19 protein-coding genes are annotated in these 23,943 nt (G+C 38.5%); 11 read left to right on the top strand and 8 right to left on the bottom strand.

Annotated elements, in window-relative coordinates:
• Nucleotides 1-89: 89 nt before the first annotated feature.
• Both AC1EU2_RS01530 and AC1EU2_RS01525 read right to left on the bottom strand, forming a co-directional pair.
• A complete protein-coding gene (locus tag AC1EU2_RS01530; protein ID WP_480296230.1) occupies nt 90-1,019 on the bottom strand; it encodes a hypothetical protein in 930 nt (309 codons plus the stop codon).
• Nucleotides 1,020-1,285: 266 nt separating this feature from the next.
• A complete protein-coding gene (locus tag AC1EU2_RS01525) occupies nt 1,286-2,563 on the bottom strand; it encodes a dicarboxylate/amino acid:cation symporter (RefSeq protein ID WP_480296229.1) in 1,278 nt (425 codons plus the stop codon).
• 193 nt (nt 2,564-2,756) lie between these two features.
• On the opposite strand from AC1EU2_RS01525, the gene AC1EU2_RS01520 reads away from it, so the two are divergent.
• The 7 genes from AC1EU2_RS01520 (at nt 2,757) to AC1EU2_RS01490 (ending at nt 11,551) form a co-directional block, all read left to right on the top strand.
• The gene (locus AC1EU2_RS01520; protein ID WP_480296227.1) at nt 2,757-3,173 is read left to right on the top strand and encodes a YqaA family protein; all 417 of its coding nucleotides are present in this window, start codon (nt 2,757-2,759) and stop codon (nt 3,171-3,173) included.
• 35 nt (nt 3,174-3,208) lie between these two features.
• Nucleotides 3,209-6,037: a M16 family metallopeptidase gene (locus AC1EU2_RS01515; protein WP_480296226.1), complete on the top strand. Its 2,829-nt coding sequence runs from the start codon at nt 3,209-3,211 to the stop codon at nt 6,035-6,037.
• Nucleotides 6,038-6,460: 423 nt separating this feature from the next.
• Nucleotides 6,461-7,039: a sterol desaturase family protein gene (locus AC1EU2_RS01510; RefSeq protein ID WP_480296225.1), complete on the top strand. Its 579-nt coding sequence runs from the start codon at nt 6,461-6,463 to the stop codon at nt 7,037-7,039.
• 207 nt (nt 7,040-7,246) lie between these two features.
• Nucleotides 7,247-8,818, top strand: a complete 1,572-nt coding sequence (gene gshA, locus AC1EU2_RS01505; protein WP_480296224.1) for a glutamate--cysteine ligase — start codon at nt 7,247-7,249, stop codon at nt 8,816-8,818.
• A complete protein-coding gene (locus tag AC1EU2_RS01500; RefSeq protein ID WP_480296223.1) occupies nt 8,815-9,243 on the top strand; it encodes a hypothetical protein in 429 nt (142 codons plus the stop codon). Before gshA ends, AC1EU2_RS01500 begins: the two co-directional genes overlap by 4 nt.
• Before the next feature lie 8 nt (nt 9,244-9,251).
• A complete protein-coding gene (locus AC1EU2_RS01495; RefSeq protein ID WP_480296222.1) occupies nt 9,252-9,866 on the top strand; it encodes a transglycosylase SLT domain-containing protein in 615 nt (204 codons plus the stop codon).
• 461 nt (nt 9,867-10,327) lie between these two features.
• Nucleotides 10,328-11,551, top strand: a complete 1,224-nt coding sequence (locus AC1EU2_RS01490; RefSeq protein WP_480296220.1) for a hypothetical protein — start codon at nt 10,328-10,330, stop codon at nt 11,549-11,551.
• 300 nt (nt 11,552-11,851) lie between these two features.
• On the opposite strand, the gene AC1EU2_RS01485 is transcribed toward AC1EU2_RS01490, so the two are convergent.
• The 5 genes from AC1EU2_RS01485 to rdgC form a co-directional block, all read right to left on the bottom strand.
• Nucleotides 11,852-13,099, bottom strand: coding sequence for a sensor domain-containing diguanylate cyclase (locus AC1EU2_RS01485; RefSeq protein ID WP_480296219.1), 1,248 nt, complete (start codon nt 13,097-13,099; stop codon nt 11,852-11,854).
• Nucleotides 13,100-13,327: 228 nt separating this feature from the next.
• The gene (purK, locus tag AC1EU2_RS01480) at nt 13,328-14,422 is read right to left on the bottom strand and encodes a 5-(carboxyamino)imidazole ribonucleotide synthase (protein ID WP_480297055.1); all 1,095 of its coding nucleotides are present in this window, start codon (nt 14,420-14,422) and stop codon (nt 13,328-13,330) included.
• Complete coding sequence (gene purE, locus AC1EU2_RS01475) at nt 14,419-14,907, bottom strand: 5-(carboxyamino)imidazole ribonucleotide mutase (protein ID WP_480296218.1); 489 nt, start codon at nt 14,905-14,907, stop codon at nt 14,419-14,421. Before purE ends, purK begins: the two co-directional genes overlap by 4 nt.
• A 134-nt stretch (nt 14,908-15,041) precedes the next feature.
• Nucleotides 15,042-15,380, bottom strand: a complete 339-nt coding sequence (locus tag AC1EU2_RS01470) for a DUF2809 domain-containing protein (RefSeq protein WP_480296216.1) — start codon at nt 15,378-15,380, stop codon at nt 15,042-15,044.
• A 277-nt stretch (nt 15,381-15,657) separates the two neighbouring features.
• The gene (rdgC, locus tag AC1EU2_RS01465; protein WP_480296214.1) at nt 15,658-16,566 is read right to left on the bottom strand and encodes a recombination-associated protein RdgC; all 909 of its coding nucleotides are present in this window, start codon (nt 16,564-16,566) and stop codon (nt 15,658-15,660) included.
• A 244-nt stretch (nt 16,567-16,810) separates the two neighbouring features.
• Here rdgC and AC1EU2_RS01460 point away from each other — a divergent pair, with 244 nt between their 5' ends.
• From AC1EU2_RS01460 to AC1EU2_RS01445, 4 genes are all read left to right on the top strand, one after another.
• Entirely contained in the window at nt 16,811-17,773 is a 963-nt protein-coding gene (locus tag AC1EU2_RS01460; protein WP_480296213.1) for a porin, read from the top strand.
• A gap of 197 nt (nt 17,774-17,970) precedes the next feature.
• Nucleotides 17,971-18,660, top strand: coding sequence for a phosphate regulon transcriptional regulator PhoB (phoB, locus tag AC1EU2_RS01455; protein WP_480296211.1), 690 nt, complete (start codon nt 17,971-17,973; stop codon nt 18,658-18,660).
• 93 nt (nt 18,661-18,753) lie between these two features.
• A complete protein-coding gene (phoR, locus tag AC1EU2_RS01450) occupies nt 18,754-20,043 on the top strand; it encodes a phosphate regulon sensor histidine kinase PhoR (protein WP_480296210.1) in 1,290 nt (429 codons plus the stop codon).
• 207 nt (nt 20,044-20,250) lie between these two features.
• Nucleotides 20,251-21,222: a PstS family phosphate ABC transporter substrate-binding protein gene (locus AC1EU2_RS01445; RefSeq protein ID WP_480296209.1), complete on the top strand. Its 972-nt coding sequence runs from the start codon at nt 20,251-20,253 to the stop codon at nt 21,220-21,222.
• Nucleotides 21,223-21,551: 329 nt separating this feature from the next.
• Here AC1EU2_RS01445 and AC1EU2_RS01440 read toward each other — a convergent pair whose 3' ends face one another.
• Nucleotides 21,552-23,738 (bottom strand): M3 family metallopeptidase, encoded by a 2,187-nt coding sequence (locus AC1EU2_RS01440; protein WP_480296208.1) that lies wholly within the window; start codon nt 23,736-23,738, stop codon nt 21,552-21,554.
• Between the last annotated feature and the right edge of the window lie 205 nt (nt 23,739-23,943).

The following is a 23,943-nucleotide window of genomic DNA, read 5'->3' as shown; positions in this document are numbered from 1 at the left end:
CCTTGAATCTCTATAAAATTTACTCAAATCTATATTAATTAAAAAAAAGGCCCTGAATAATCAAGACCTTTAGTTTAGTTGTTAACTTTTTACGCTGCTCCAGCTGCTTGATTATTTCCTTTGATAGCTTCAAGTTGTTGTTCTAGGTATAGTTTCTGAATTTCCATTTTGTTAACCATTTCATGAGTTTCAGTAACTTCTTTTTGAGATTTCTGTAATTCACGTTTTAGCTCAGCTTCATGCCTTTTATCTACTTTTGTTTTATCTTCTTTTAGTTCAACTTGTGTTTTCTCTGCTTCGGCTCTTTTCTTTTCGTCTTTTTTTATTACCTCAGAGACAGATTCACTCTGTACAAGACTCTTTTCAAGTAAATCACTTGGAGCACCGCCTTCAACAAACTCAACATCAACAGCTAAGGTATCAGTTTCTAAAATAGTCATACCTGGGTGCGCCTGCTGTTGTTCTTGAACGTGCTTCATGTGAGCACTATGAACATCATTGGCTTCATCGTCAGTTAAGTTCATTGTACTGAAAGCAGCTGCACTTTTTTTACTGTCACCGTTGCTTGGGCTTACAAATGCAGCGTGATGCGCTTGTCGACCACTGCTATCACGATCACCTCTAATTATTTCAAATCGAGGGCCGCTATTTGAATGATTAATTTGTAGAGCTCGATTCAGTCTTGATAATGTGTTTCTCATTGAAACTGCAAAACCAACTGTACCAGAATCTTGATTTGGTGCCCGAGCCATCTCAGAAACGGCGTCACTAATTTGACCTCTATTACTGCTATTTACAGCATTTGAAGAGTTCAGAAGCTGAAGCATAGGCCTAATATTTATAGCATATACGGATGGATTCCCAACACGATTTGCCATCTCATCTATTTCTTCAGAACTAAATTGTTGTACGACCAAGACGAGCTCTCTACGAGCTGTATGATTATTCTGGTTGTATACTATCCGATCTTCTACGCTGTAATGCTGCTGGGGAGCTGTTGCACCTATTCCACCTTCCATAACCTACCTCTGTCAAAATCAATTCATGCACAAAATCTCTTGTTTTACTCGTGGCTATATCTTTGAGGCATGAGAGTATTTAGTAACCTAATTATAGGTGTTGATGATTATTGAATCACCTTAAACTTTGTTAATGAAGTAAGGTGTTAATATTAAAGGAGAAAGTGTGGAGTTTTTAGCTTGGTTATACACATTGTTAATGCTGAATGAAAAAAGCTAACTATCTGTCGTAGTTAGCTTTTTGTTAAATAGGCATTGCTTATGAGTTAAGCGCAGTTTTTCGCTTGTTCATCATTAGCTGAAGGTGACTCAATTATTGGTTTGTTTGAATAAAATTGTTCTTTATCAAGTTCACCCTCTGATTGGCCGACAACGACAGCTGTCATCATATCGCCTGTCACATTGGTAGCAGTTCTGATCATATCAATTACACGATCAATAGCAGCAATAAATGCAATACCTTCTAGTGGTAAGCCAATAACGCCTAAAGTAACGGTTAACATAACCATTGCACTGCCAGGGACACCAGCGGTACCAATCGAAGCGACGGTCGCCGTAATTGCAATCATAATGTAATCTTGTGTTGATAAATCAATCCCATAGATTTGCGCAATGAAAATAGAAGCAATTGCTGGATAAATACCACCACAACCATCCATATTCATGGTGGCGCCTAGTGGTAAAACGAATGAACGATACCCTTTAGTTACCCCCATTGATTCAACACTTTTTGTACTTGCAGGTAAAGTGCCAAAACTTGAAGCAGTAGTAAATGCAACTAATTGAGCAGGTAAAGCTTTACGGAAAAACTGAATTGGATTCAACTTAGCAACAAAAGTAATTAGACCGCCGTAAACGAAAATGATGTGAATCAGTGCAGCAAGATAAATCGCTAGAATGAACTTACCTAGCGGCAGCATTGTTGATAAACCGTACTTACCAACAACCCAAGCCATTAAACCGAATACTCCGATTGGTGTTAGCTTTAGCACCATACTGGTAAGAGTGAACATGACCTCTGCTCCAGAGTCGATGACCTTTTTCAGTGGTTGAGCTTTTTCACCAATTTGATTTATCGCAATACCAACAAGAGCAGCAAATACGATAATTTGTAGTACTTTTCCTTCTGCTAAAGATTCAAAAGGATTAGTCGGGATCATATCAAGTAAAACTTGAGAGAAACCAGGGATATTACGTTCACGTACTGCACTTGTTGCAAGCTGCATTGTGCCACCCATGTCTATCAGAGAGCCAATTGCGAGACCCAATAATGAAGCAACTGTACCGGTAAACATGAACATGCCAAGTGTTTTAAGAGCTAGACGCTTTAAATTACCATGTGACTCGTATGAGGTAATACTGGTGACGATTGCACAAAATACTAAGGGTGCAACGAGCATCTTAATTGCCGAAATGAACAAATCACCTAGTGGCTTTAATGCTGTGGCTTGCTCGCCAAAGATGACACCTATAATACTTCCTAAGAAAAAGCCGACGAGAACTTTTTGCCAAAATGGAATTCGCTTTAATGCAGATTGAATCATGTACTTTCCAGTAAGTTTTTTGTATCGTGCAAGTTAGGTTTGTTACTACCTTATATTTAAACAACCAACAAATAAAAGATTTTTCTCAATTTTATACGCTTGAAGCCATATTCCTTAATGGCATTTTTTTATAACTTATCGTAATAAGTTTTGTTGGTTTAATTTCGTACAGTTCTTATGATGGCTTTTCTTTATGCTTTGGATCATGTTCACTTCTTCATTTCTCGCCGCAACTCTATTACCAGGTGGTTCTGAGCTACTGCTTGCTGGTTTGTTAAAGCAAAATCCAAGTGAAGTAGTGGGGTTAGTTATTGTGGCAAGTCTGGGAAATACTCTCGGAGCATTGACCAGCTATTGGTTAGGTTTTGTGGGAAGGAAAGTCGCCAATCCAGAAGAAAGTAAAAGCAAAGGGTATAAAAAGGCATTGAAGCTATTCAATAAATACGGATATTGGTCTCTGTTATTGTCGTGGGCGCCGATTGTTGGTGATTTTTTGTGTGTTTTTGCAGGTTTAGCTAAATGTAAGTTGCTGCCTTCTACTATTTTGATTTTCATAGGTAAAACCTTGAGGTACGTTTTAGTGGCATTAGTTGCATTGTCTTGGTTATGATAGAGCATCTTTTTTGAACAATTAAGGAAGCTATCGTGAAAAAATGGATGTTTTTAATCGTATCAGCTGCTGTTTTGTCTTCATGCAGTCATGCCCCAAAACAAAAAAAATTACCTGACGGAGTCACACTCGTTGAAAGTGAAGCGGTTCAGCCTGGAAAGATAGGGATTCCTTTCAAGAAGTATCGGCTTGATAATGGCTTGACCGTTATTTTACATCAAGACGATTCAGATCCACTCGTGCATGTTGATGTTACTTATCATGTCGGCTCTGATAGAGAGAAAATAGGAAAAAGTGGTTTTGCTCATCTATTTGAACACATGATGTTTCAAGGTTCGCAGCACGTAGCAGATGAGCAGCACTTTAAAATTGTGACAGAAGCAGGTGGTACTTTAAATGGTACTACGAATAGTGACCGTACTAATTATTACGAAACAGTGCCGAATAATCAGTTAGAAAAAATGTTGTGGCTTGAGTCCGACAGAATGGGCTTTTTATTACCAGCATTGACTGAGAAAAAATTTGAAGTGCAACGTGAAACTGTGAAAAACGAACGTGCACAGCGGATAGATAATCGTCCTTACGGTCGAATGAGCGAACGCTTTAATCAAGCAATGTACCCTGTAGGGCACCCTTATTCTTGGCCTGTAATCGGTTGGCCAGCAGATCTTAATAGAGCCAATGTTGACGATGTGAAAGCTTTCTTTGCTCGTTGGTATGGGCCAAACAATGCGACGCTAACCATAGGTGGTGACTTCAATGAAAAGCAAGCATTAGCATGGGTAGATAAGTATTTTGGCGGTATTCCTAGAGGCCCAGAGGTTAAGCCATTACCCAAAACTAAAGTTACCTTAGATAAAACTCATTATCTATCAATGCAAGATAGAGTCCACTTACCATTGTTACGTATCGGCTTCCCAACTGTTTATGCTCGTCACCAAGATGAAGCACCTCTGGATTTATTGGCAAATATTCTCGGTGGTGGTAAAACTTCCATTCTCTATCAAAACTTGGTTAAGAATGGCGTTGCCGTTCAAGCTTCTGCGAGCCACCCATGTTCTGAGCTCGCTTGTCAGATGAGCATAATTGCGGTGGCTAATCCAAGTAAAGACAATGGTGATCTTAGCAATATTGATAAAATTGTGAATCAATCAATTGCTGAGTTTGAAAAACGAGGTGTTACTGACGAGGATCTTGAAAAAGTAAAAGCTGAAATTAAAGCTGATACAATTTTTGGATTACAAAGTGTCTCAGGCAAAGTTTCTACACTGGCCTATAACGAAACATTTACTGGTGAGCCAGATCAAACCGAAGCGGATCTCAAACGCTATTCTAGTGTGACTAAAGCCGATGTGATGCGTGTATTTAACCAGTACATCAAAAATAAGCCAATGGTAGTAATGAGCGTTGTACCTGAAGGTAAAGAAAACCTAATTGCTCACGCCGATAACTTCAAACCTGTGTTGCCAAAATTACCGAAAATAAAACCGGTTCATTTTAAAGATAAAAAGTTAACGTCTAATTTTGATCGAAGTGTTATACCGCCATCTGGCCCTGCACCCATTATAAAAGTACCTAATATTTGGCGTGGAAAGTTAGCTAATGGTATTGATGTTATGTCGACCGTGACGGATGAAACTCCAACAGTAGAGCTTGTTGTTTATCTTAATGGTGGTCACCGCGTTGAGCCAGTTGCTCAGTCTGGGTTAGCAGAGATAACCGCAGCAATGATGAATGAGTCAACTCAACTTCATTCAAATGAAGAATTGGCACAGAAACTTGATTTACTTGGTTCAAGTATTCAGTTTGATAGCTCTGGCTATCAAAGTGTTATTCAAGTGACCAGTTTGACTGAGAATTTAGATAAGACACTCACTCTTTTAGATGAAAAACTGTTTAAGCCAGGCTTTAAAAATGAAGACTTCCAACGTATTAAGCAGCAGATGATTCAAGGTCTTAAACATCAGCAAACCGTTCCAACTTATCTTGCGAGTGTTAATTTAAGTAAGTTGCTTTATGGGAAAAACTCCCCGTTGGGCGTGAGTTCAGGTGGTTCGATTGAGAGCGTTTCTAAATTGACGTTAGCCGATGTAAAAAAATACTACAAAACGTTCTATACCGCAGCGAATGCTCAAATTATTGCGGTGAGTAATTTGAAGCATCAATCGTTAGTGGAGCATCTTGATGGGTTATCTCATTGGAAAGGGAAGGCTACGAGTTACCCTAAATTGCCTGCGCCACCAAAATTAAAAGGCGGCACCATTTATCTTATCGACAAGCCTAAAGCGGCCCAATCTGTTGTAATGATATCTGACCGAGCTCTAAAGTATGATGCTACTGGCGATTACTTTAAAGCGTCTTTAATGAATTATCCTCTGGGTGGTGCATTTAATAGTCGTATAAATCTCAATCTCCGTGAAGATAAAGGTTATACCTATGGCGCCAGAAGTGGATTTTCTGGCGGTATTGAAGCAGGAAGCTTTACTGCATCAGCGAGTGTTCGAACTGATGTGACGGCTGAGTCAGTTCAAGAGTTTTTAAAAGAGATAGTCAAATATCAAAAGTCAGGAATGACAGATGCAGAGCTCGACTTTATGCGCAAGTCTATTACTCAGGGACAAGCATTAGATTATGAAACGCCTTATCAAAAAGCGGGGTTCATGAGAACGATACAGCGTTATAAATTGGCTGATGATTTCACTGAAAAGCAAGCTCAAATTATTGAATCTATTTCTAAGGATGACTTGAACAAGCTTGCCAGTAAATTACTCAATATCGATGATATGATCATTTTAGTCGTAGGTGATAAAGAAAAAATCGAATCTAAGCTCAAGAAATTAGGGTATCCAATTATGTCTTTGTAATATATTGGCTTAAGTTTGTTTAAAGCACTGCATCCTTAATGCGGTGCTTTTTCTTATGAAGAGAAAGCTAATTTCTTAACCTAGACTTTCAAAAGTTCGAATAATAGCTACAAAACTTAAGTTATCGTAAATATTTACTTATTCTTGTTTATCTCAGCCCTCAGTCTTTGCTTACTATTTATGTTTGTCTTTCTTAGAAACCTTATTGTTCATCAAACTACAAGTTCACTCGCAATATTTACATATTCTGCTGCAGTGGTTTTTGTGATTTTTGAACATATAAAACCGGCCAAAACACATCCTCTGTCACTCATCTCATTTTATGCAAGGTTTAAAAGGATTTCTAAACATGCTTGTTTGCAAATCGTGAATATTATCCTGCTTCCTGCTATTAAAATTGGTGTACTTTTTTATGCCACTAGTATGTTTGGAAGTAAAGAAAGCAGCTTCGGAGTACTTCATGCCATCATTGCCATTTTTGTACTTGATTTTGCTTCGTATGCGTCGCATATCTTAATGCACAAAGTGAAATTGTTCTGGAGTTTTCATCGAGTTCATCATATCGATAAATTCTTAGATGTGAGTAGTGCGTTTAGGTTTCATTTTTTGGAAAATACGTTTTCACTTGTTGTGAGGATTTATATCAGTTACCAATTATCAATACCTCCTCAGATTATGCTGGCATATCTAGCATTAGAATCTGGAGTGCTCATTTTTCAGCACTCTAATATTCAACTGAATAATAGAATAAGTAAGATGATCGGATATGTTTTCGTCACGCCACATTTACATAGAATTCATCATCATCATAAACTGCCATATACGGATACCAATTTTGGTACGATGTTCAGTTTTTGGGACCGAATATTTGATACATATAATGAACAGTTGTCTAGTGAAGACACTATCATAGGACTAGACAGTTATAATGAGCAGCCATTTTATCGTTTATTAACACTATGGGTCGCTGGGACTGAAATAACGGAAAAACCAAATAAATAACCTATTGAGCCAACGGATTTGATCTAAAAGAGCTGATATTATCTTGGACTCTAATTAAAAACTTACAATTTAAAAGTGCGCACTTTAGCTACATTTCGCTAAAGAGGTGTTAAATTAAATTATTTTCAATTTATTGATGCATAGATTGAGACTAACAGTATAATCTCTCGTCTTAATAAGCATCTTGAACAATTAGAGAAGTCCATATTGAAGACATTTAGTCAGTTAGTTGCTAGTCTTGCAAACGAACAAGGACGTGAAGCCTTAAAAGGCATGAAGCGTGGTATTGAGCGTGAAGCATTAAGAATTGACAGCAATGGCCATCTAGCTAAAGATCCACATCCTAAAGCCTTAGGTTCGGCATTAACACACAGCCGAATTACTACAGATTATAGTGAATCTTTACTTGAATTCATCACTCCTGTTTTTGAGAGCATCCCAGAACTCTTTGATGAGCTTAATAAGACTCATGCTTATACCGTTCAAAATATTAACGGTCAATATCTATGGCCGGTGAGTATGCCTTGTTTTGTCGATGATATTAATAATATTCCCGTAGCGGATTATGGTACTTCGAATATAGGCAAGTTGAAGAAACTGTATCGCACAGGTTTGACTCATCGTTATGGCGCTCAAATGCAGATCATTTCAGGCTTGCATTTTAACTTTTCGGTAAGCGACAAGTTATGGCAAAGATTGTATGAGCAGAGTGACAAAACATCTTCGCTTAAAGACTTTATATCAGAGTCTTATTTTGGATTAATCCGGAACTATCGACGGATTATGTGGGTTTTACCTTACTTATTTGGAGCATCACCAGCTCTGTGTGGCTCATTTCTCTCAGGTAATGAAAATAAGTATCCCTTCAAAAAAACAGGTAAAGGAACCCTTTACTTACCTCACGCCACTTCATTGAGAATGAGTGACTTAGGCTATACCAATAAAGAGCAAAGCTCGTTAGGTATTAGCTATAACTCATTAAACGAATATCTTGAGGGCATGAAAAAAGCGATTAGAATGCCATCAGCCAATTTTGCTGATATTGGTGTCAAGGTTGGCGAAGATTATAGACAACTTAATGATCGTGTGCTGCAGATTGAAAATGAATTCTACTCTCCTATACGAGCAAAACGAGTGTCACTGCTTGATGAAAAGCCTTCAGAGGCATTAGCGCGTGGTGGCGTAGAATACATTGAAGTCAGAGCGTTAGATATTAACCCGTTTTCTGCCGTTGGTATTACGGAAGACCAAGTTCGCTTTCTTGATTTGTTTTTGCTTCATTGTTTGCTCAGTCCGTCAGATTTGCTTTCAGAAGATGGTGATGCCGAACTGGAAGAAAACTTGAATTCAGTGATTATTTCGGGCAGAAAGCCAGACTTAGTTTTAAAGCGAAATGGGAAAGAGATTACTCTTGAAGCTTGGCTTCTAGAAATGCTTGAAGAGTTTGAAACAATCGCCGATATATTAGATGGTTCTGACTCTAAGGAATATAAGCGCTCATTAGATCTTTGGCGTGAGGCGACAATTAAACCGGGCAAAACTTTATCAGGGCAAATTCTTAACCACTTTGTGGATGATAATGCCGATCAGAGTAAATGGGCATTCGCATTAGCTAAAGAGTACAATGAATATTTTTCTAGTTATGAGTTATCTGATGATGTAAAAGCGGCTTATGAGCTAGAAACTGAGTCATCTCTTAAAGCTCAGGGTGAAATTGAGTTTAGAGGCAATCAAGATTTTGATGAGTTTTTAAAGGACTATTTTAGTTATTTAGGATGAAGATAAAGCAACTATTTGTTGTACTTACATTGATTATCTTAACTGGCTGTTCAAGTACTCAACTTGAGCAGTCTTGCTCATCGGTGGCCAGTTATCTCATCCCACCAGAATCAAAAAATTTATATCCAGCCATGATCACTCATATAGATGGCAAGCCGGTTTTAGCTCAAGCTTTCTATAAGCTTTCTGTGGGGCGACATAGCATTACCATTGCTGAGTTAGTTAGCGCACCCTCTTTAGTTGTTCCATTAAAGTTTCGAGGAACAAAGACGTTAACCATAAATATGGATGAAAATAAACGTTATCATTTGGCGGCGTTGTTTAATCCTGAGTTGACCATGCCAGCTAAAAGCTCCGGTTTTTGGAAACCAGATGTGTGGAAAAAAGAGTCATTTACTTGCTTATTAGATCCCGTAAAAAACTAGGATTATTTATGTCGATAAGAGGTTTGTTGTGTTTAGTGTTCTGTGCAGCCCTTACTGGTTGTGCGACACCTCCGCCTAAAAACCCAGATAATATTTGCTCAATTTTTAAGGAGCATCGCCACTGGTATGAGGCTGCAAAGGATGCAAGAGATAAGTGGGGAGTTCCAATACACGTTCCTATTGCAATGATGTATCAAGAAAGCTCTTTCCGACATGATGCTGCACCACCAATGGACTACTTTTTGGGTTTTATACCAATTGGCCGTAAGAGCTCAGCCTATGGTTATGCTCAAGCAAAGACCATGACATGGGATGACTATGTAAAAGAAACCGGTAACAGTTGGTCTAGCCGTAGTAATTTTGATGATGCAATGGACTTTATGGGGTGGTTCATTACCAAGACTCATAAAATTAATGGTGTATCTAAATGGAATGCTCGTTTGCAATACCTCAATTACCATGAAGGGTGGGGCGGTTATCGCCGGGGTAGTTATAAGAAAAAGAAGTGGCTGGTGAAAGTGGCTAAGAAAGTGGGCAGTCGTTCTTATCGTTATGCAAAACAATATAAGACTTGTCAGAAAGATCTCGATCGCTCTTGGTTATGGCGATTATTCTTTGGATAGATAAAATATAAAAAAGGCTACAATATGTAGCTTTTTTTATTTGATCAAGGAAATACCGCCTAAAAGGTTTACCATCACAACAGAATTTCGATTGTGTATCTAACAATATTCATAGAGTCGCCACCCATTGGGCATATCACGGGGAATGAGTTTTTCTATTGATTTGTCGTGATATATTTTTCATTACTTAAAAGCATTCAGTGTGAATTCGAGAGTATAGAAACGGAAGTTTTCATAAGGAGAATGGCAAACATATTCAGCCAAAAGGACTTCAGATAACTTGAAATTATGGTTTATAAGCCTCTGGCAGCGTTAAAAAAGGTAATAGTTCGATATCGTTAAACCAAATATTCCAAGTATTTCCATAAATTTAATTTAACTTACATTTTATAGAAATGTAAAAAAGTGACTGTTGAATCAATATATACTCATTATTAATGAAGCAGAATAATTGAATTGATATGGCTATTAATATTGGTGAGGTTAAATGGGACAAAAATGATAGATCGTTCACGCCATTAAATCGTGAACAGCTTAATCAGCTTGATGGTAATTGTAAGAAAGGAAGTAGTTTAACTCTTCAGCTATACACAGTTAAGGGAGGTGTCAATAAAAGTAAGACGTATACAGTAGATTTTTCAGATTCAGATTGCACGGTTACAAGAAGTGGCTTAAAAGGCACTTTAGCTAAATACTTACATATTGGAGGTCACTTATCAGAAGCTTTGAAAAGTCAATTATCGCGACAAGTCTATGTGCCGGCGTCGTATCGCGATGAAGTAAGTAAGAGTGATGAGCAGCGCTCTAATAAAAGTTATACTGTTTCACCCAAAGCTCCCGGTAGCACGGGAGTTATGAAGCTAAAGGAGGTCAATGAATTTCCCCATGCAACTCCTAGGGGACCGGCACCTTCTTTTACTGTTACAAGTGCAGATAAGCTTGAAACGCAGCCTCCTAAAGATGCTCTCCCTCTTTATAAGCAAAAAGTTACAGAACACGACTTATATTGCATTGAATTTGAAGGAGAAAAATATAGGCTTAGCCAAATGATGGCTCCGCACTTTATGGATTTAGCCTTTCTGTTTGGTATCCCTGATAGCAAAATTCAATCAATGCTATCAATGCCTAATGCTGAAGATAGAGTCGTTCAATTAATTTCTGATTGTTTGAAAAATTACCCTTTAAATTGGGAAGAGCTGTTTAGTATCTTAAATGAGGTACCTAAAATTAAAGAATATCCATCGTTTTATCAAGTAATGAAAGCCAAAGGAATGGGGAATATTGAAAACAGAGAACTCCAAGCATCGAAAGAGAAAGGAGCACCAGAGTGCTTACTTAAGCCTAGCTTAGAAGTCAAAATAGCGAAATTATATCTATTAAAAGACGGTGAAAACAGAATAAGGCTTCTTGATGTTCTTGCTCCTCATTATCGAGAGATAGGAGCCGAACTTGGTTTGAGCCCAGGTATCATTCAACGTTATGCGAATGAAAACTCTGGTGATGAAAAAGCAATGATGTTAAATATATTTAAAAACTTTATAGACAACATTAGCAAATATGCTGACATAAGTAGTGATCAATTTACGTGGGCATGGCTTCTGCCAAAGCTTAATCAGATACCTGGGTTGCAAAGAAACGAACAGTTATTAGCTGCAGCCCAACTTCTAAATGTATCTTTAAAGTAAGCCATAATCAGATGTTAGGCACACCATCTGAATGAATTTAGCCCACTCTTGTTTAGAATTGTTCGTTCAACAACGCTTTGATTACGATATATTAAAAACGTTTAACCCGTTTTTTACATACTTATAGGCATCATGGAAAATGTAATTCTTACCGTCACGTTATCTTGGCTGAGGACGGGGTTAATCTAGAAGTAGCATATAAAGCTAACAAACTAAAGTTAAAACTTGTTTAAGCCTATGAAACAGTTGCATTAGTTTTCGGGCTTGATATGTAACTACCGACTTAACTGCCTTTATTCTTTAGCTATAGATACCTTGATCATACATTTCGTGTTTTAACGAATTCTTTTTAGCACGTTTCTGCAAATACATCTCCGAGTCAGCATCTTTAAATGCGCTTTGCCAATCTTGTTTAAATGCTGCGATGCCATAACTGAATTGAACCCCAACGCCTTGAATCAAATCTTTTTGAAGCTGCTCTAATTCGAACTTAATTTTAGTAAGCGGTCCATAGGTTACTACCACAAACTCATCCCCACCAAAGCGGCCAATTAAACTTTCATTCTGCCACTTTTCTTTTAACGCGTTTGCAAGTGCTAAAATCGCTGTGTCACCAGCTTGGTGTCCTAAGCTATCATTAATGTTTTTAAGGTTATCCATATCCATAACAATGATAAATGACGGTAAATGCGGCTTGAACCGCCAATGTTTGAGAAGCTGATCAAAATGTTGTCGATTACTCAACATGGTTTGCTGGTCAAAATTGGCTAATTTATAGATCTCTAAACTCTTCTGAAACAGGCTAATGGCATTGCAAGCTTCTTGAGTCAAAATAGCAACAAGGTTACTGTCAAAGTCATTAAAAGCATTGATTCTGCTGCTGTCTAAGTTAAGCATGGCATAGAGTTGGCCATCGATATGAATCGGTGTAGAAAGCGTTGAATGAATAGGGGCAGAAGAAGCTGAAAGAAGAGTTTGTTGGTCTTCTTTATTTAGCCCGCTATTCGCATTTGTGAGCCCCATATCGTTGATTACTACAACTCGGTCGCATTTGCCATTTGTGAGGCGAAACTGAAAAGAGTCTTTAAGCTCAAAGCTGACCTTTTTTAACAAGCTGTTATTCATTCCCAGCGAAGCTTCATAACGCATTTTTTGAGTATCTGGATCGTATAAAATGATGCTGCCCATCTCTGCACCGTTAATACTGGTTACTGCTTTTTTGAGTAAAGCATCTAAAAACGCATGTTGGTTTTTATATTGATTGGATAAGCTGACTAATTCGTACGTAGTTTCATTAATATTGATGACATGCTCAAGGTGAAGCCATAGTCTGTTGAGGCGTCCTTGATGCAGATAATAAGTTAGGCTGTATCCTATCGTGTAGATTAAGCAGGTTAAGCTAATTGCAATGACGTTGTGTTCACCTAAGGGAGCAAGAAAATAAAAGCTGACCGTGATCAATAAAATCGGTAGTAAAAGTAATATTAGATGATACCGAATTTCTAAACGATCAATTCGGTTACTTTTTAGGTTATCTTTTTGTTTCAACTCAAAACATCCATTTAAATTCAATAACTGCTAGCTTAAGACTTCTATATTCAACCAAATAAATGAAATAAATTATTAAGAAATCAGTGCACAGCGATATTTTACTCTGCTTAACATGAAAGTGCTATAGGGATATTTTGACTTAGGTTATTGAATGATGAAGATGAAATATAAAGCACCCACAAAAAATGTAAGTGCTTTATTGTCTAAGTTATCTGAAACTTTATGCTATATCTTTAACTCTTCTTTTAACCAGTTTAATGGTTCTGCGTAGTGCTCAGGTAGCCAACCCATCAAGTTTTGAATGTCTGCTTTTAACACTTCATGATTTGAGGTTGAAAGATTTAAGTGACCTAACTTGCGGCCCGGGCGCACACTTTTGTTATACCAGTACAGTTCAGAGTTGGGTAATGTTAACCAGTTACTGTCGTATTCAGTACCGATCAAATTTACCATCGCACTTGGGAATGCACTGTTTAAACTTGGGATTGGTAGGTCATACAAAGTACGAACGTGTAATTCAAACTGGCTGATGTGACATCCTGCTTGAGTCCAGTGACCAGAGTTATGCACTCTAGGGGCTAGCTCATTAACAAGAAGATCGTCACCTACTCTGAAGCATTCCATTGCCATAACACCAACGTAGTCTAGCTCATTCATAATGCTAGAAAGCATTTTTTCGGCTTGTGCTTGAAGGTGAGATAGACGGTCTAAATTGGCTATGGAAACAATAAGAATACCGTTTTGATGGAGGTTTAATGTTAGTGGGTAAAAAATGCAAGTACCATCTTTTTTACGTGTACCAACTAAAGAGATTTCTTCATCGAAATTAATTCCTTTCTCAGCGATGGCTTCATTACGCCAATCCGCAGGAATGGTAGTGTTTTCTTGCTGCTTTAACCAATGCTGACCACGACCGTCATAACCACCTGTTCGGCGTTTAAGAAGCACTCGTTCACCCAAATTATTATGAAGCTTCGCTTCAGTAAGTTCATCATCAACTAAAAACCAAGGTGATGTTGGTACAGAGAGCTTGTCGAGTAAACTTTTTTGAGTATATCTGTCAGCGAGAATTGAAAAGACACTGCCATTAATAAAGTTTTTATGCTCACTGAGTTGAAGACTTAATTCTGATTCAGGCCATTGCTCGCGTTCAGCTGTGATAATGTCGTTTGGCTCAATTGGCAAAACTCTGTCATCAGGATTCACAATATCAACAGTTTCAACTTCAATTGCAAGAGGTTGAGCTGCATGGGACATCATGGCTCCAAGTTGTCCATTCCCTAGAACCCAAAGCTTAGGTTGTTTATAGGTCATCGTTATACCCTTGGATCTGGATTTTCAAGAATAGACTCTGTTTGCTCTTTACGGAATAACTCAATTCGAGCAGCAAGTTCTGCGTCATTGTTGGCTAACATTTGGCAAGCCAATAGACCCGCATTGAATGCACCAGCAGTGCCTATTGCTAAAGTACCTACAGCAACACCTTTAGGCATTTGAACAATCGATAACAAACTATCCATGCCCGAGAGCGCCTTACTCTGCACTGGAACACCTAAAACAGGTAAGCGAGTTTTAGATGCGATCATTCCTGGCAAATGCGCAGCACCACCCGCACCACCAATGATCACTTGAAAACCTTTATTAGCAGCAGTTTCAGCAAAACTCATGAGTTTTTCGGGAGTGCGGTGAGCAGATACGACTTCAACATGATAAGGAACTTGAAGTTTGTCCATGATCTCAGTGGCAGCTTGCATAGTGGGCCAGTCACTTTTTGACCCCATAACGACAGCAACGAGGGCTTGCATTGAGCCTCCTTTAGACTTTATGAAATTGTAAGGTAAAGAGTAATTTTGTGATATTTATCACGTTATGATACCACGAGACATTGGGGCAAAAAAAATTAAAAATCTTCCTAGCTAATGAAAACTGAGTTTTAATTTCAGCTATCTAAGTTTGATCTGTATTTTTTCCAGAGTTTATATTGGGCTTCGATATAGGCGGTGAAAATGATGAGAAGGTAACCAAATAGATAGGCAAGCAGTTCCACCGGTTGGTAATGATTTGTGGTAATCGCCCAAGCTAATGGTGACTCTTGAATTTCAATGAGACTTAAATATTGTAAAAATTGGGCTAACTCAATAGAAAGTGATAAACCAAGTGCAATTAAAGCGAGCACTCTGATTGGCATTCTTAAAAAGATTCTGAGTAAGCAATAAAGAAGCATTACCAAAACGATGTCCGTCAGCATATCTTGCATAATGCCAAGTGGGAGTGTCACAGTGAAAACATAATAAGAGATACAACACAGTAAAGTGAGGACAATGTATTTAGTTTTTAGTGTAAAAAAGGACCTCATTTAAATAAAGCTCCTGCCCTATACTTACTTTGTATATTTTTAACGATTAATTGAAATATAAATCAGAATTTAATGAAAAGCACACATAAAATATAGTCATCTATTAGGAGCATGAAAGTCCGATCGACTTTGGAACAGAGTTTTGGACCAGAAACTGAATGTTTTTGGCCCAAATAGAGAAAGAGTAAGCTTTAAGATATTAGCTTTCCTCTATACCGCCTAGTGCTTGAATTGATGAATCTAACAAAGCCGATAACTCACCACACATCAAAGCAAAATCAGCATCCATTTTAGCGAGCGGATCTTCATTGCCGATATCGTCATTATTCGCTCTAAACTCTTCTGAGAACTTTAAGCGTTTCATGCTTGCATCAGATTGTAAAACGAATGAAATCGAATTTCCGAAATGTAACGCTAATTTATGAACTTGCTTTCCTGTTTCTAAGTGTGCAAGGACTTCTTCTTCAAATAACTCTTGTTGTTTGAAGCGTACAATTCCGCCCTCATCAGAAGCGGATTTAAGCTCTGCTTCATCTTGTGCTTCAAATGCGGCAGGTACTGAGCTTTCGGTTAACCAGTTCGTTAACGTATTTTCAATAGGTTGAGTGAAGCTTAAAGGAACGACAGGTAAGCTTCCCAAGGCTTTTCTGAGTAATGCTAATAACTCTTCAGCTTTAGTTGCACTTGAGGAATCCACTAGAACGAGGTTTTGTTGAGACAAAATTAATGCTCGAACTTGACTGCGACGAGAAAATGCACGCGGTAATAGCGTCATGATGATCTCATCTTTCATCGAGTCTTTTTCTTTTTTGGTGATTTTGCGGTTTTCTTGATCTTCTAGCTGGGCAACTTTATCTTCTAAAGCTTCTTTAATAACCTGTGCAGGCAGAAGCTTTTCTTCTTTTGTGATCGAAATTAAGTGGTTACCGTTCGCAGAATGAACAAGTGTTTGCCCTAATTTTCCAAGTGCATTTGAGAAACCAACCTTACTGATGTCCTGGCTTGAACATGGACTAAATGTGAAAGCTTCGAGAGAAGACTCAAGTTGTTCTGTATCAACAGAAAAAGGCTTGTTGAAGCGATAAATTGTTAGGTTTTTAAACCACATAGAAATTCAGACTCTAACTTATAAAAAATGAATTCTACCTCAAATAAGCGACCTTTAGGATAATTTAATTTTGATTTACTCAATACATGTTTTTTAACAATTAAATGTATCTTCAATGAATGTTTTGTTTCACTAATAAGAATATAATATTTCTACTTTGCAATAAAACTGAAACATAAACATTGCAAAATTGCCGCATCTAAACGATGTAATCAGATGAAATCGTCATCACAAGGAAATAAAAATGAAGGCGCTAAACAAAACCCTTTTGGCTTCAGCAGTAGTATCCCTATTTTCTGCATCAGCGTTTGCTGATGACGTAGTTAGTGTATACGGTAAATTGAATGTTACCGCTCAAAAGATTGATACCTCTTCAGCAGACGAAACTAAAATTCAAAGTAATGCTTCACGTCTAGGTGTCAAAGGCTCTTATGATTTAGGTAATGACCTTGAAGCTTTCTATACAATTGAATATGAAGTGGACGTGAGTTCTGATGACAAAGATAATTTTGAAGCTCGTAATCAATTTATAGGTTTAAGAGGCGGTTTTGGTACAGTTATGGTTGGCCGTAACGATACGGTAACTAAGAAATCACAAGGTAAAATAGATTTATTTAACGACTTAGATGGCGATATTAAAAAGCTGTTCAAAGGTGATAACCGTTTAGCTCAAACTGTGACTTATTATACGCCTAGCTTTTCTGGCTTTAAATTTGGTGCGACTTATGTAGCCGAAGGTGACAGTAAGCAAAAAGCTACTTATGTAAAAGACGACACAACTTACATGTATGAAGGCGACGGTTTCGGCGTTACTGCAATGTACGGTGATTCGAAACTAAAGAAATCAAAAGTGTTTGCATCTGTAGCATATGACTCAGACGTTGCTGGTTATGATGTTCTTCGTGCTACGGTTCAAGGTAAAATCGGTGCGTTAAAGCTTGGTGGTATGTTCCAGCAGCAAGAGTCTATCAAGGTAGGAAGTGAAAGCACAAACGGTTATGTTCTAAGTGCTGCATACACTATTGATAAGACAACCTTGAAATTACAACGTCAAGATATGGAAGACAAAGGTGATTCATGGTCTGTTGGTGCAGATTATAAGCTAGCTAAGCCGACTAAAGTGTTTGCATTTTATACCACTCGTCAATATGAAGGTGAAAGTGTAGATAACAATTACTATGGTGTTGGTATTGAACATAAGTTCTAACCGAACATAGAATAGAGGCCGAAAGGCCTCTTTTTGTATCTAGCCATTGTTTTTTGCTTTAAGTTAACGCTGAAAAAACTGTGTTTCATAAAAATTGAATAAAAATGAAACAAATCAGTAAGCTTTTTAATAATAGTGTCATATTTGTTTCTTTTAATAAGATATAACCAAATCAACTCAATGATAGAGAACGAGAAATGACAGCAAGGATTTTGATCGTCGAAGATGAGCTCGCAATCAGGGAAATGTTAACCTTTGTTCTTGAGCAACACGGCTTCACCACAATAGCAGCTGAAGATTATGATTCAGCGGTATCATCAATTCAAGAACCCTACCCAGATCTAGTATTGTTAGATTGGATGTTTCCAGGAGGAAGTGGGATTCAATTTGCCAAGCATTTGAAGCAAGATGAATTTACCCGTCAAACACCAATCATTATGCTAACAGCTCGTGGTGAAGAGGAAGACAAAGTTAAAGGACTTGAAGTCGGTGCTGACGATTACATCACAAAGCCTTTCTCTCCTAAAGAGCTGGTTGCACGTATAAAAGCAGTGTTAAGACGAACGGCACCTACACGTTTAGAAGAGTCGATTGATGTGCAAGGCTTAATGTTAGACCCAATTAGCCACAGAGTCAGTGTTGGTGAGCAAGTTCTGGATATGGGGCCGACAGAGTTTAGATTACTACACTTCTTTATGACTCACCCTGAGCGTGTTTATAGTAGAGAGCAGCTCTTAGATAACGTTTGGGGCACAAATGTGTATGTAGAAGATCGAACGGTTGATGTGCACATTCGACGTTTGAGAAAGGCGGTTGAACCTTCTGGACATGATCGCTTAATTCAAACCGTCCGTGGTGCTGGATATCGCTTTTCGGCACGTTTGTAAAAACAATTAAAAAATGTATTTTCATTAAAGATTATTCAATTTAACATGGCTGAATAGTCTTTAACTTTTCTTGAAACATTTCGAGAACTTTATATGTACGAATCTTATTCAGGATATCGATTAGTTACCCGTTTAGTGGTATTTTTTTTGGTATTTCTGTTAGTCGGCGTCCTGATTGATCACATCACTTTATCTCTACTTATCGGTAGCTTAATCTTACTTTTTTGGAATTATCGCCAACTATCTCGTTTAAATTATTGGTTATGGCTGGATAGAAGGCTTACGCCACCTCAAGGTAGTGGAACGTGGGAGGGCATTTTCAATGGTATCTACCGTCTTCAGGGAAAGAACCGTCGAAGAGTCGGACAACTAGCTTCCCTCTTAGCTCGATTTCGACAGGGCGCTGAAGCTTTACCTGATGCTGCAGTCGTACTCGACTCTGAATTAAATATCGTTTGGTGCAATAAACTTGCACAACTAAGCTTGGGTTTAGTTTGGCCTCAAGATAACGGACAACGAATTAATAACTTAATCAGGCATCCAGATTTTTCGTCTTACTTAAGAAAAGCAAAGTTTGATGAGCCACTTGAACTACCTTCCCCTGCTTCAGATTCTCATTTACTTGAGATTAGATTAATGGGGTACGGAGATCGGCAGCTAATGTTAATAGCCCGTGATATTTCAAGAATCCGACAATTGGAAGGCATGAGAAGAGAGTTTGTTGCGAATGTATCTCATGAATTAAAAACGCCACTGACTGTTTTGCAAGGCTATCTAGAGATGATGCAAGACACCATTCCAGAAGGGGATATGAATCATCATGCCCTCAGTTTGATGCAGCAGCAATCAAAGCGGATGAAGTCTATGGTGGAGCAATTGTTAGTTCTGTCGCGTATTGAAGATGCTGTGGATATTGACCTTAAGCATACTATTTCGATGTCTAAGTTAATGAAAACGCTAAAAGAAGAAGCAGAGGCACTTGCTCAAGGCAATTATATTTTGAAGTTTGACTGTGATGACGCTATTAACCCTCACGGCGATGAGCTTCAACTCAGAAGTGCCTGTAGTAACCTTGTTTCTAACGCAATACGATATACTGATGAAGGTGGCACAATCACCGTTGCATGGCGACTTGTTTCAACAGGTGCAGAGTTTAGCGTGCAAGATACTGGATATGGTATTGCTCCTCAGCATATCGCTCGTTTGACTGAACGTTTTTATCGGGTGGATGATGCTCGTTCAAGAAAGAGTGGAGGGACTGGGCTCGGACTGTCTATCGTCAAGCATGCTCTGAGCCATCATCATAGTGAGCTTTCTGTAGAAAGTGAATTAGGCAAAGGGAGCACATTTAGCTTTGTCATTCCCACTCATTTGATTGAATGATAAAATCAACACATCTTATAAGGCTCTGATTTCATTCAGGGCTTTTTTGTTTTTAAAAGGGATAAAACGAGAGAATGACTGACATAAATGTGTAGTAAAACTGTCAAATTGTCATTTAAATGTAACTTAATGGAAATAGAATTGTCATCGTTGCAATTGATACTGATGTTGTTTTGAAAATAACTCTACATAACTTTGGAGCATAAAATGAAACTGACAAGGCTTGTCGGCGCTATGACTTTAACTGCAGCTGGGCTATTCTCTGTAGCTTCTACAGCAGCAATCGACCCTAAATTGCCGACTTACGAAAAGAGCAGTGGTGTTTCTGGTAATCTATCTTCTGTTGGTTCTGATACTTTAGCGAACATGATGACGCTATGGGCTGAAGAGTTTCAACAACTTTATCCAAACGTAAACATTCAAATTCAAGCAGCAGGTTCTTCAACTGCACCTCCAGCACTAACTGAAGGTACGTCTCAGTTTGGTCCAATGAGCCGTAAAATGAAGCCTAATGAAGTTGAATCATTTGAAAAGCACTATGGTTATAAGCCAACAGCTGTTCGTGTTGCAATTGATGCTCTGGCTGTTTTTGTACACAAGGATAACCCTGTAAAGGGATTAAGCATTCAACAAATCGATGGCATCTTCTCTTCTACTCACAAGTGTGGTGGTAAAGACGTTAAGCGTTGGGGCGATGTTGGTTTAAAAGGCAACTGGGCTCAAAAAGACATTCAGTTATACGGCCGCAACTCAGTTTCTGGTACTTATGGCTACTTCAAAAAGAAAGCACTTTGTAAAGGTGATTTCAAAGCGAATGTTAACGAGCAACCAGGTTCTGCTTCGGTAGTACAGTCTGCATCACAGTCCTTAAATGCGATTGGTTACTCAGGCATTGGTTATAAAACGGCAGGTGTAAAAGCAGTAGCCTTATCTAAGAAAGGTAAGAAGTACATCGAAGCAACAGCTGAAAATGCGGCAAACGGTACTTACCCACTTTCACGTTACTTATACGTTTATGTAAACAAGCACCCAAATAAGGCATTAGACCCAATGCAGCGTGAATTTTTACGTTACATTTTGTCTAAACAAGGCCAAAAAGTTGTTGAGAAAGATGGTTATGTTGCACTTCCAAGTAAAGTCGCAATGAAAGATCTTAAAAAGCTTGGTATCAAGCTATAAATATTGATTTCTCATCATTAGAGATTCCAATTGAAAATGCCAGTCATTAATTTTGACTGGCATTTTTTGTTATAGGCATACGTCTTTTTCAATGAAAACAGTACATCACATCGTCGTCAACAGAACTGATGCCTTGTCGTATTACTTTCAAAGTATCTCGAAACTACTTTGCTCGATGGTAAAATGATCATTGGCACATAAAAAAATCCGATATCAGAGAGTCTGGTATCGGATTCATAAAACTCATAAAGATTGAGCCTTGTTTATTGGGTTCGATTGATTAGTCGTAATCACCTCAAATAAAAGAGCTCATCATCAAACGAGTTTAATTACTGAGCTAACAGGCCACGGCTACGAAGAAGAGGCTCAATACCCGCTTCTTTACCACGGAATTCTTTGTATAGCTTCATCGGATCTTCACTGCCACCTTGCGAAAGTACAGTACCCATAAAGGCTTCTGCTGTGGCTTTATCAAAGATACCGTTTTCTTTAAATGCTTCGAACGCATCAGCACCTAAGATATCAGACCAAATGTAGCTGTAGTAACCAGCACTGTAACCACCGGCAAAAATGTGCGAGAAGTACGTGCTGCGATAGCGTGGTGCAATCTCACCAATTAAGCCCATTTTCTTAACTGACGCAGCTTCAAATGCAGCAGCATCTTGAGGCTTAGTATCAGTCAGTGTGTGCCAATCTAAATCAAGTAGCGTTGCAGCCATGTACTCAACGGTTGCGAAACCTTGGTTGAATTTGCTTGCAGCTTGGATTTTGTTCACAAGCTCTTGTGGAATAACTTCACCTGTTTTGTAGTGCTTAGCAAACTGAGCTAATACTTCAGGTTGAGTCATCCAGTTTTCCATTACTTGAGACGGGAACTCAACATAGTCACGTGGTACAGAAGTACCCGCTTGTGAGCGGTAGTTAACTTTTGAAAGCATACCGTGCAGCGCATGACCAAACTCATGGAATAATGTGCTCGCTTCGTCAAAAGTTAATAATGCTGGCTCACCTTCAGCTGGGCGAGGGTAGTTCAATACGTTAACAATGATGGGTTTAGAATCAACACCGTTCATGTTGTATTGTTGACGGTATGAATTCATCCATGCGCCACCACGCTTGCTATCACGAATGAAGTAGTCACCCATGAACACAGCCATCAGCTCATTGTTTTTGTCGTAAACTTCCCAAGTACGAACTTCTTCGTTGTATTTAGGTAAGTCAGTACGCTCTTTAACTGTGATGCCATATAGGCGGTTAGCTGTATAGAACACGCCCTTAAGTGTATTTTCTAATGAAAAATATGGACGAGTTTGCTGCTCGTTAAAGCTGTACTTAGCAACACGGATTTTGTCTGAGTAATACCACCAGTCCCAAGCTGCAACTTTGAATTTGCCGCCGTCTGCATCAATCATTTTTTGAATGTCAGCAGCTTCAGCTTTCGCTTGTGCTAAGGCAGCAGGCCAGATACGGTTTAGCAGTTTATAAACATTGTCTGCAGTTTTAGCTGTACGCTCTTCTAATACGAAATCAGCATGAGTTTTATAACCCATTAATTGAGCTCGCTCTGCACGTAACGCTGCAATTTTAGCTAATGTTTCTTTGTTGTCATTAGCATTGTCGTTGTTACCACGCTCAATATAACCTTTGTAAATCTTTTCACGTAATTCACGGTTATCAGCATAAGTTAAAAACGGCGTGATAGATGGGCGTGAAGTAGTGAACACCCACTTGCCTTCATGTCCGCGTTTGGTCGCCATGTTAGCCGCACTTGCGATTACATCGTCAGGTAAACCTGCAAGGTCTTCCTTGTTATCGATAACCATTTCAAATGCATTTGTTTCAGCAAGTAGGTTGTCACCAAACTTAAGATTTAGCTTGCCAATTTGAGCATTTAAGTCACGCAGCTTTTCTTTATCAGCTTCGTTTAGGTTTGCACCACCACGAGTGAACGATTTATAGCTGTTCTCTAAAAGGCGAGTTTGTGCTGTATTTAGATTAAGTGCATTTCTGCGCTCGTAAACTGATTTAACACGCTGAAACAGCTTATCGTTTAAGTAGATATCATCGTTTAGTGATGAAAGCATTGGCGAAACTTCTTTGCTAAGCTCTTGAAGTTTGTCAGTAGTATCTGCGCCAGTTAAGTTATAAAAAACACTCGCAACTTTAGAAACTAAGTCACCTGAAAACTCCATTGCTTCGATGGTATTTGCAAATGTAGGCTCATCAGTGCTATTGGCAATAGCATCAATTTCAGCACGTTGCTGTTTAATGCCTTCTTTGAACGCAGGTAAGTAATGCTCTTCTTTGATTTTGGCAAAGTCAGGCATACCAAAGAAAGTGTCGTATGGTTTGAAGAATGGGTTGTCAGCCTGCTTGCCTGCAACTTGCTCTACAGCGTTAGCAGGTTTGGCTGCACCTTGTGTTGCTTTATCTTCTGTTTCTTCGCTACCGCAAGCTGTTAAGGCTAACGCTAAAGTGATAGCGCTAACTAAGGGCTTGATTCTCGAACCTTTCATTTGGGTTCTCCCATTCTGTTGTTGTTTTTGCCATTCACTAAGTATGAATAGCTGATGTAGAAAACCCTCAAGGCAGCTACTGGCTTGAGGGTTAAAATAAGTAATCTATTTTTTTACCACGAATCGAGGGGGCAGAGCTAGCCAAATCCACAAAACTTTGTAACAAATATTTCAAAAAGTGAATTTAGACTACTTGGTGATCTAT

The sequence above is a fragment of the Parashewanella sp. 2304DJ23-3 genome (assembly GCF_056591695.1).
The sequence above is the reverse complement of the archived record's forward strand: the minus strand, read 5'-3'. Positions and strand labels throughout refer to the sequence as shown.

What these genes read in the sequence shown, in the direction of transcription:
- AC1EU2_RS01495 (WP_480296222.1), top strand. Translation starts at nt 9,252, where the DNA reads ATGTCGATAAGAGGTTTGTTGTGTTTAGTGTTCTGTGCAGCCCTTACT.
- AC1EU2_RS01445 (WP_480296209.1), top strand. Translation starts at nt 20,251, where the DNA reads ATGAAACTGACAAGGCTTGTCGGCGCTATGACTTTAACTGCAGCTGGG.
- phoB (WP_480296211.1), top strand. Translation starts at nt 17,971, where the DNA reads ATGACAGCAAGGATTTTGATCGTCGAAGATGAGCTCGCAATCAGGGAA.
- rdgC (WP_480296214.1), bottom strand. Translation starts at nt 16,566, where the DNA reads ATGTGGTTTAAAAACCTAACAATTTATCGCTTCAACAAGCCTTTTTCT.
- AC1EU2_RS01500 (WP_480296223.1), top strand. Translation starts at nt 8,815, where the DNA reads ATGAAGATAAAGCAACTATTTGTTGTACTTACATTGATTATCTTAACT.
- AC1EU2_RS01510 (WP_480296225.1), top strand. Translation starts at nt 6,461, where the DNA reads ATGTTTGGAAGTAAAGAAAGCAGCTTCGGAGTACTTCATGCCATCATT.
- AC1EU2_RS01490 (WP_480296220.1), top strand. Translation starts at nt 10,328, where the DNA reads ATGGCTATTAATATTGGTGAGGTTAAATGGGACAAAAATGATAGATCG.
- AC1EU2_RS01460 (WP_480296213.1), top strand. Translation starts at nt 16,811, where the DNA reads ATGAAGGCGCTAAACAAAACCCTTTTGGCTTCAGCAGTAGTATCCCTA.
- AC1EU2_RS01530 (WP_480296230.1), bottom strand. Translation starts at nt 1,019, where the DNA reads ATGGAAGGTGGAATAGGTGCAACAGCTCCCCAGCAGCATTACAGCGTA.
- AC1EU2_RS01440 (WP_480296208.1), bottom strand. Translation starts at nt 23,738, where the DNA reads ATGAAAGGTTCGAGAATCAAGCCCTTAGTTAGCGCTATCACTTTAGCG.
- phoR (WP_480296210.1), top strand. Translation starts at nt 18,754, where the DNA reads ATGTACGAATCTTATTCAGGATATCGATTAGTTACCCGTTTAGTGGTA.
- purE (WP_480296218.1), bottom strand. Translation starts at nt 14,907, where the DNA reads ATGCAAGCCCTCGTTGCTGTCGTTATGGGGTCAAAAAGTGACTGGCCC.
- AC1EU2_RS01525 (WP_480296229.1), bottom strand. Translation starts at nt 2,563, where the DNA reads ATGATTCAATCTGCATTAAAGCGAATTCCATTTTGGCAAAAAGTTCTC.
- AC1EU2_RS01520 (WP_480296227.1), top strand. Translation starts at nt 2,757, where the DNA reads ATGCTTTGGATCATGTTCACTTCTTCATTTCTCGCCGCAACTCTATTA.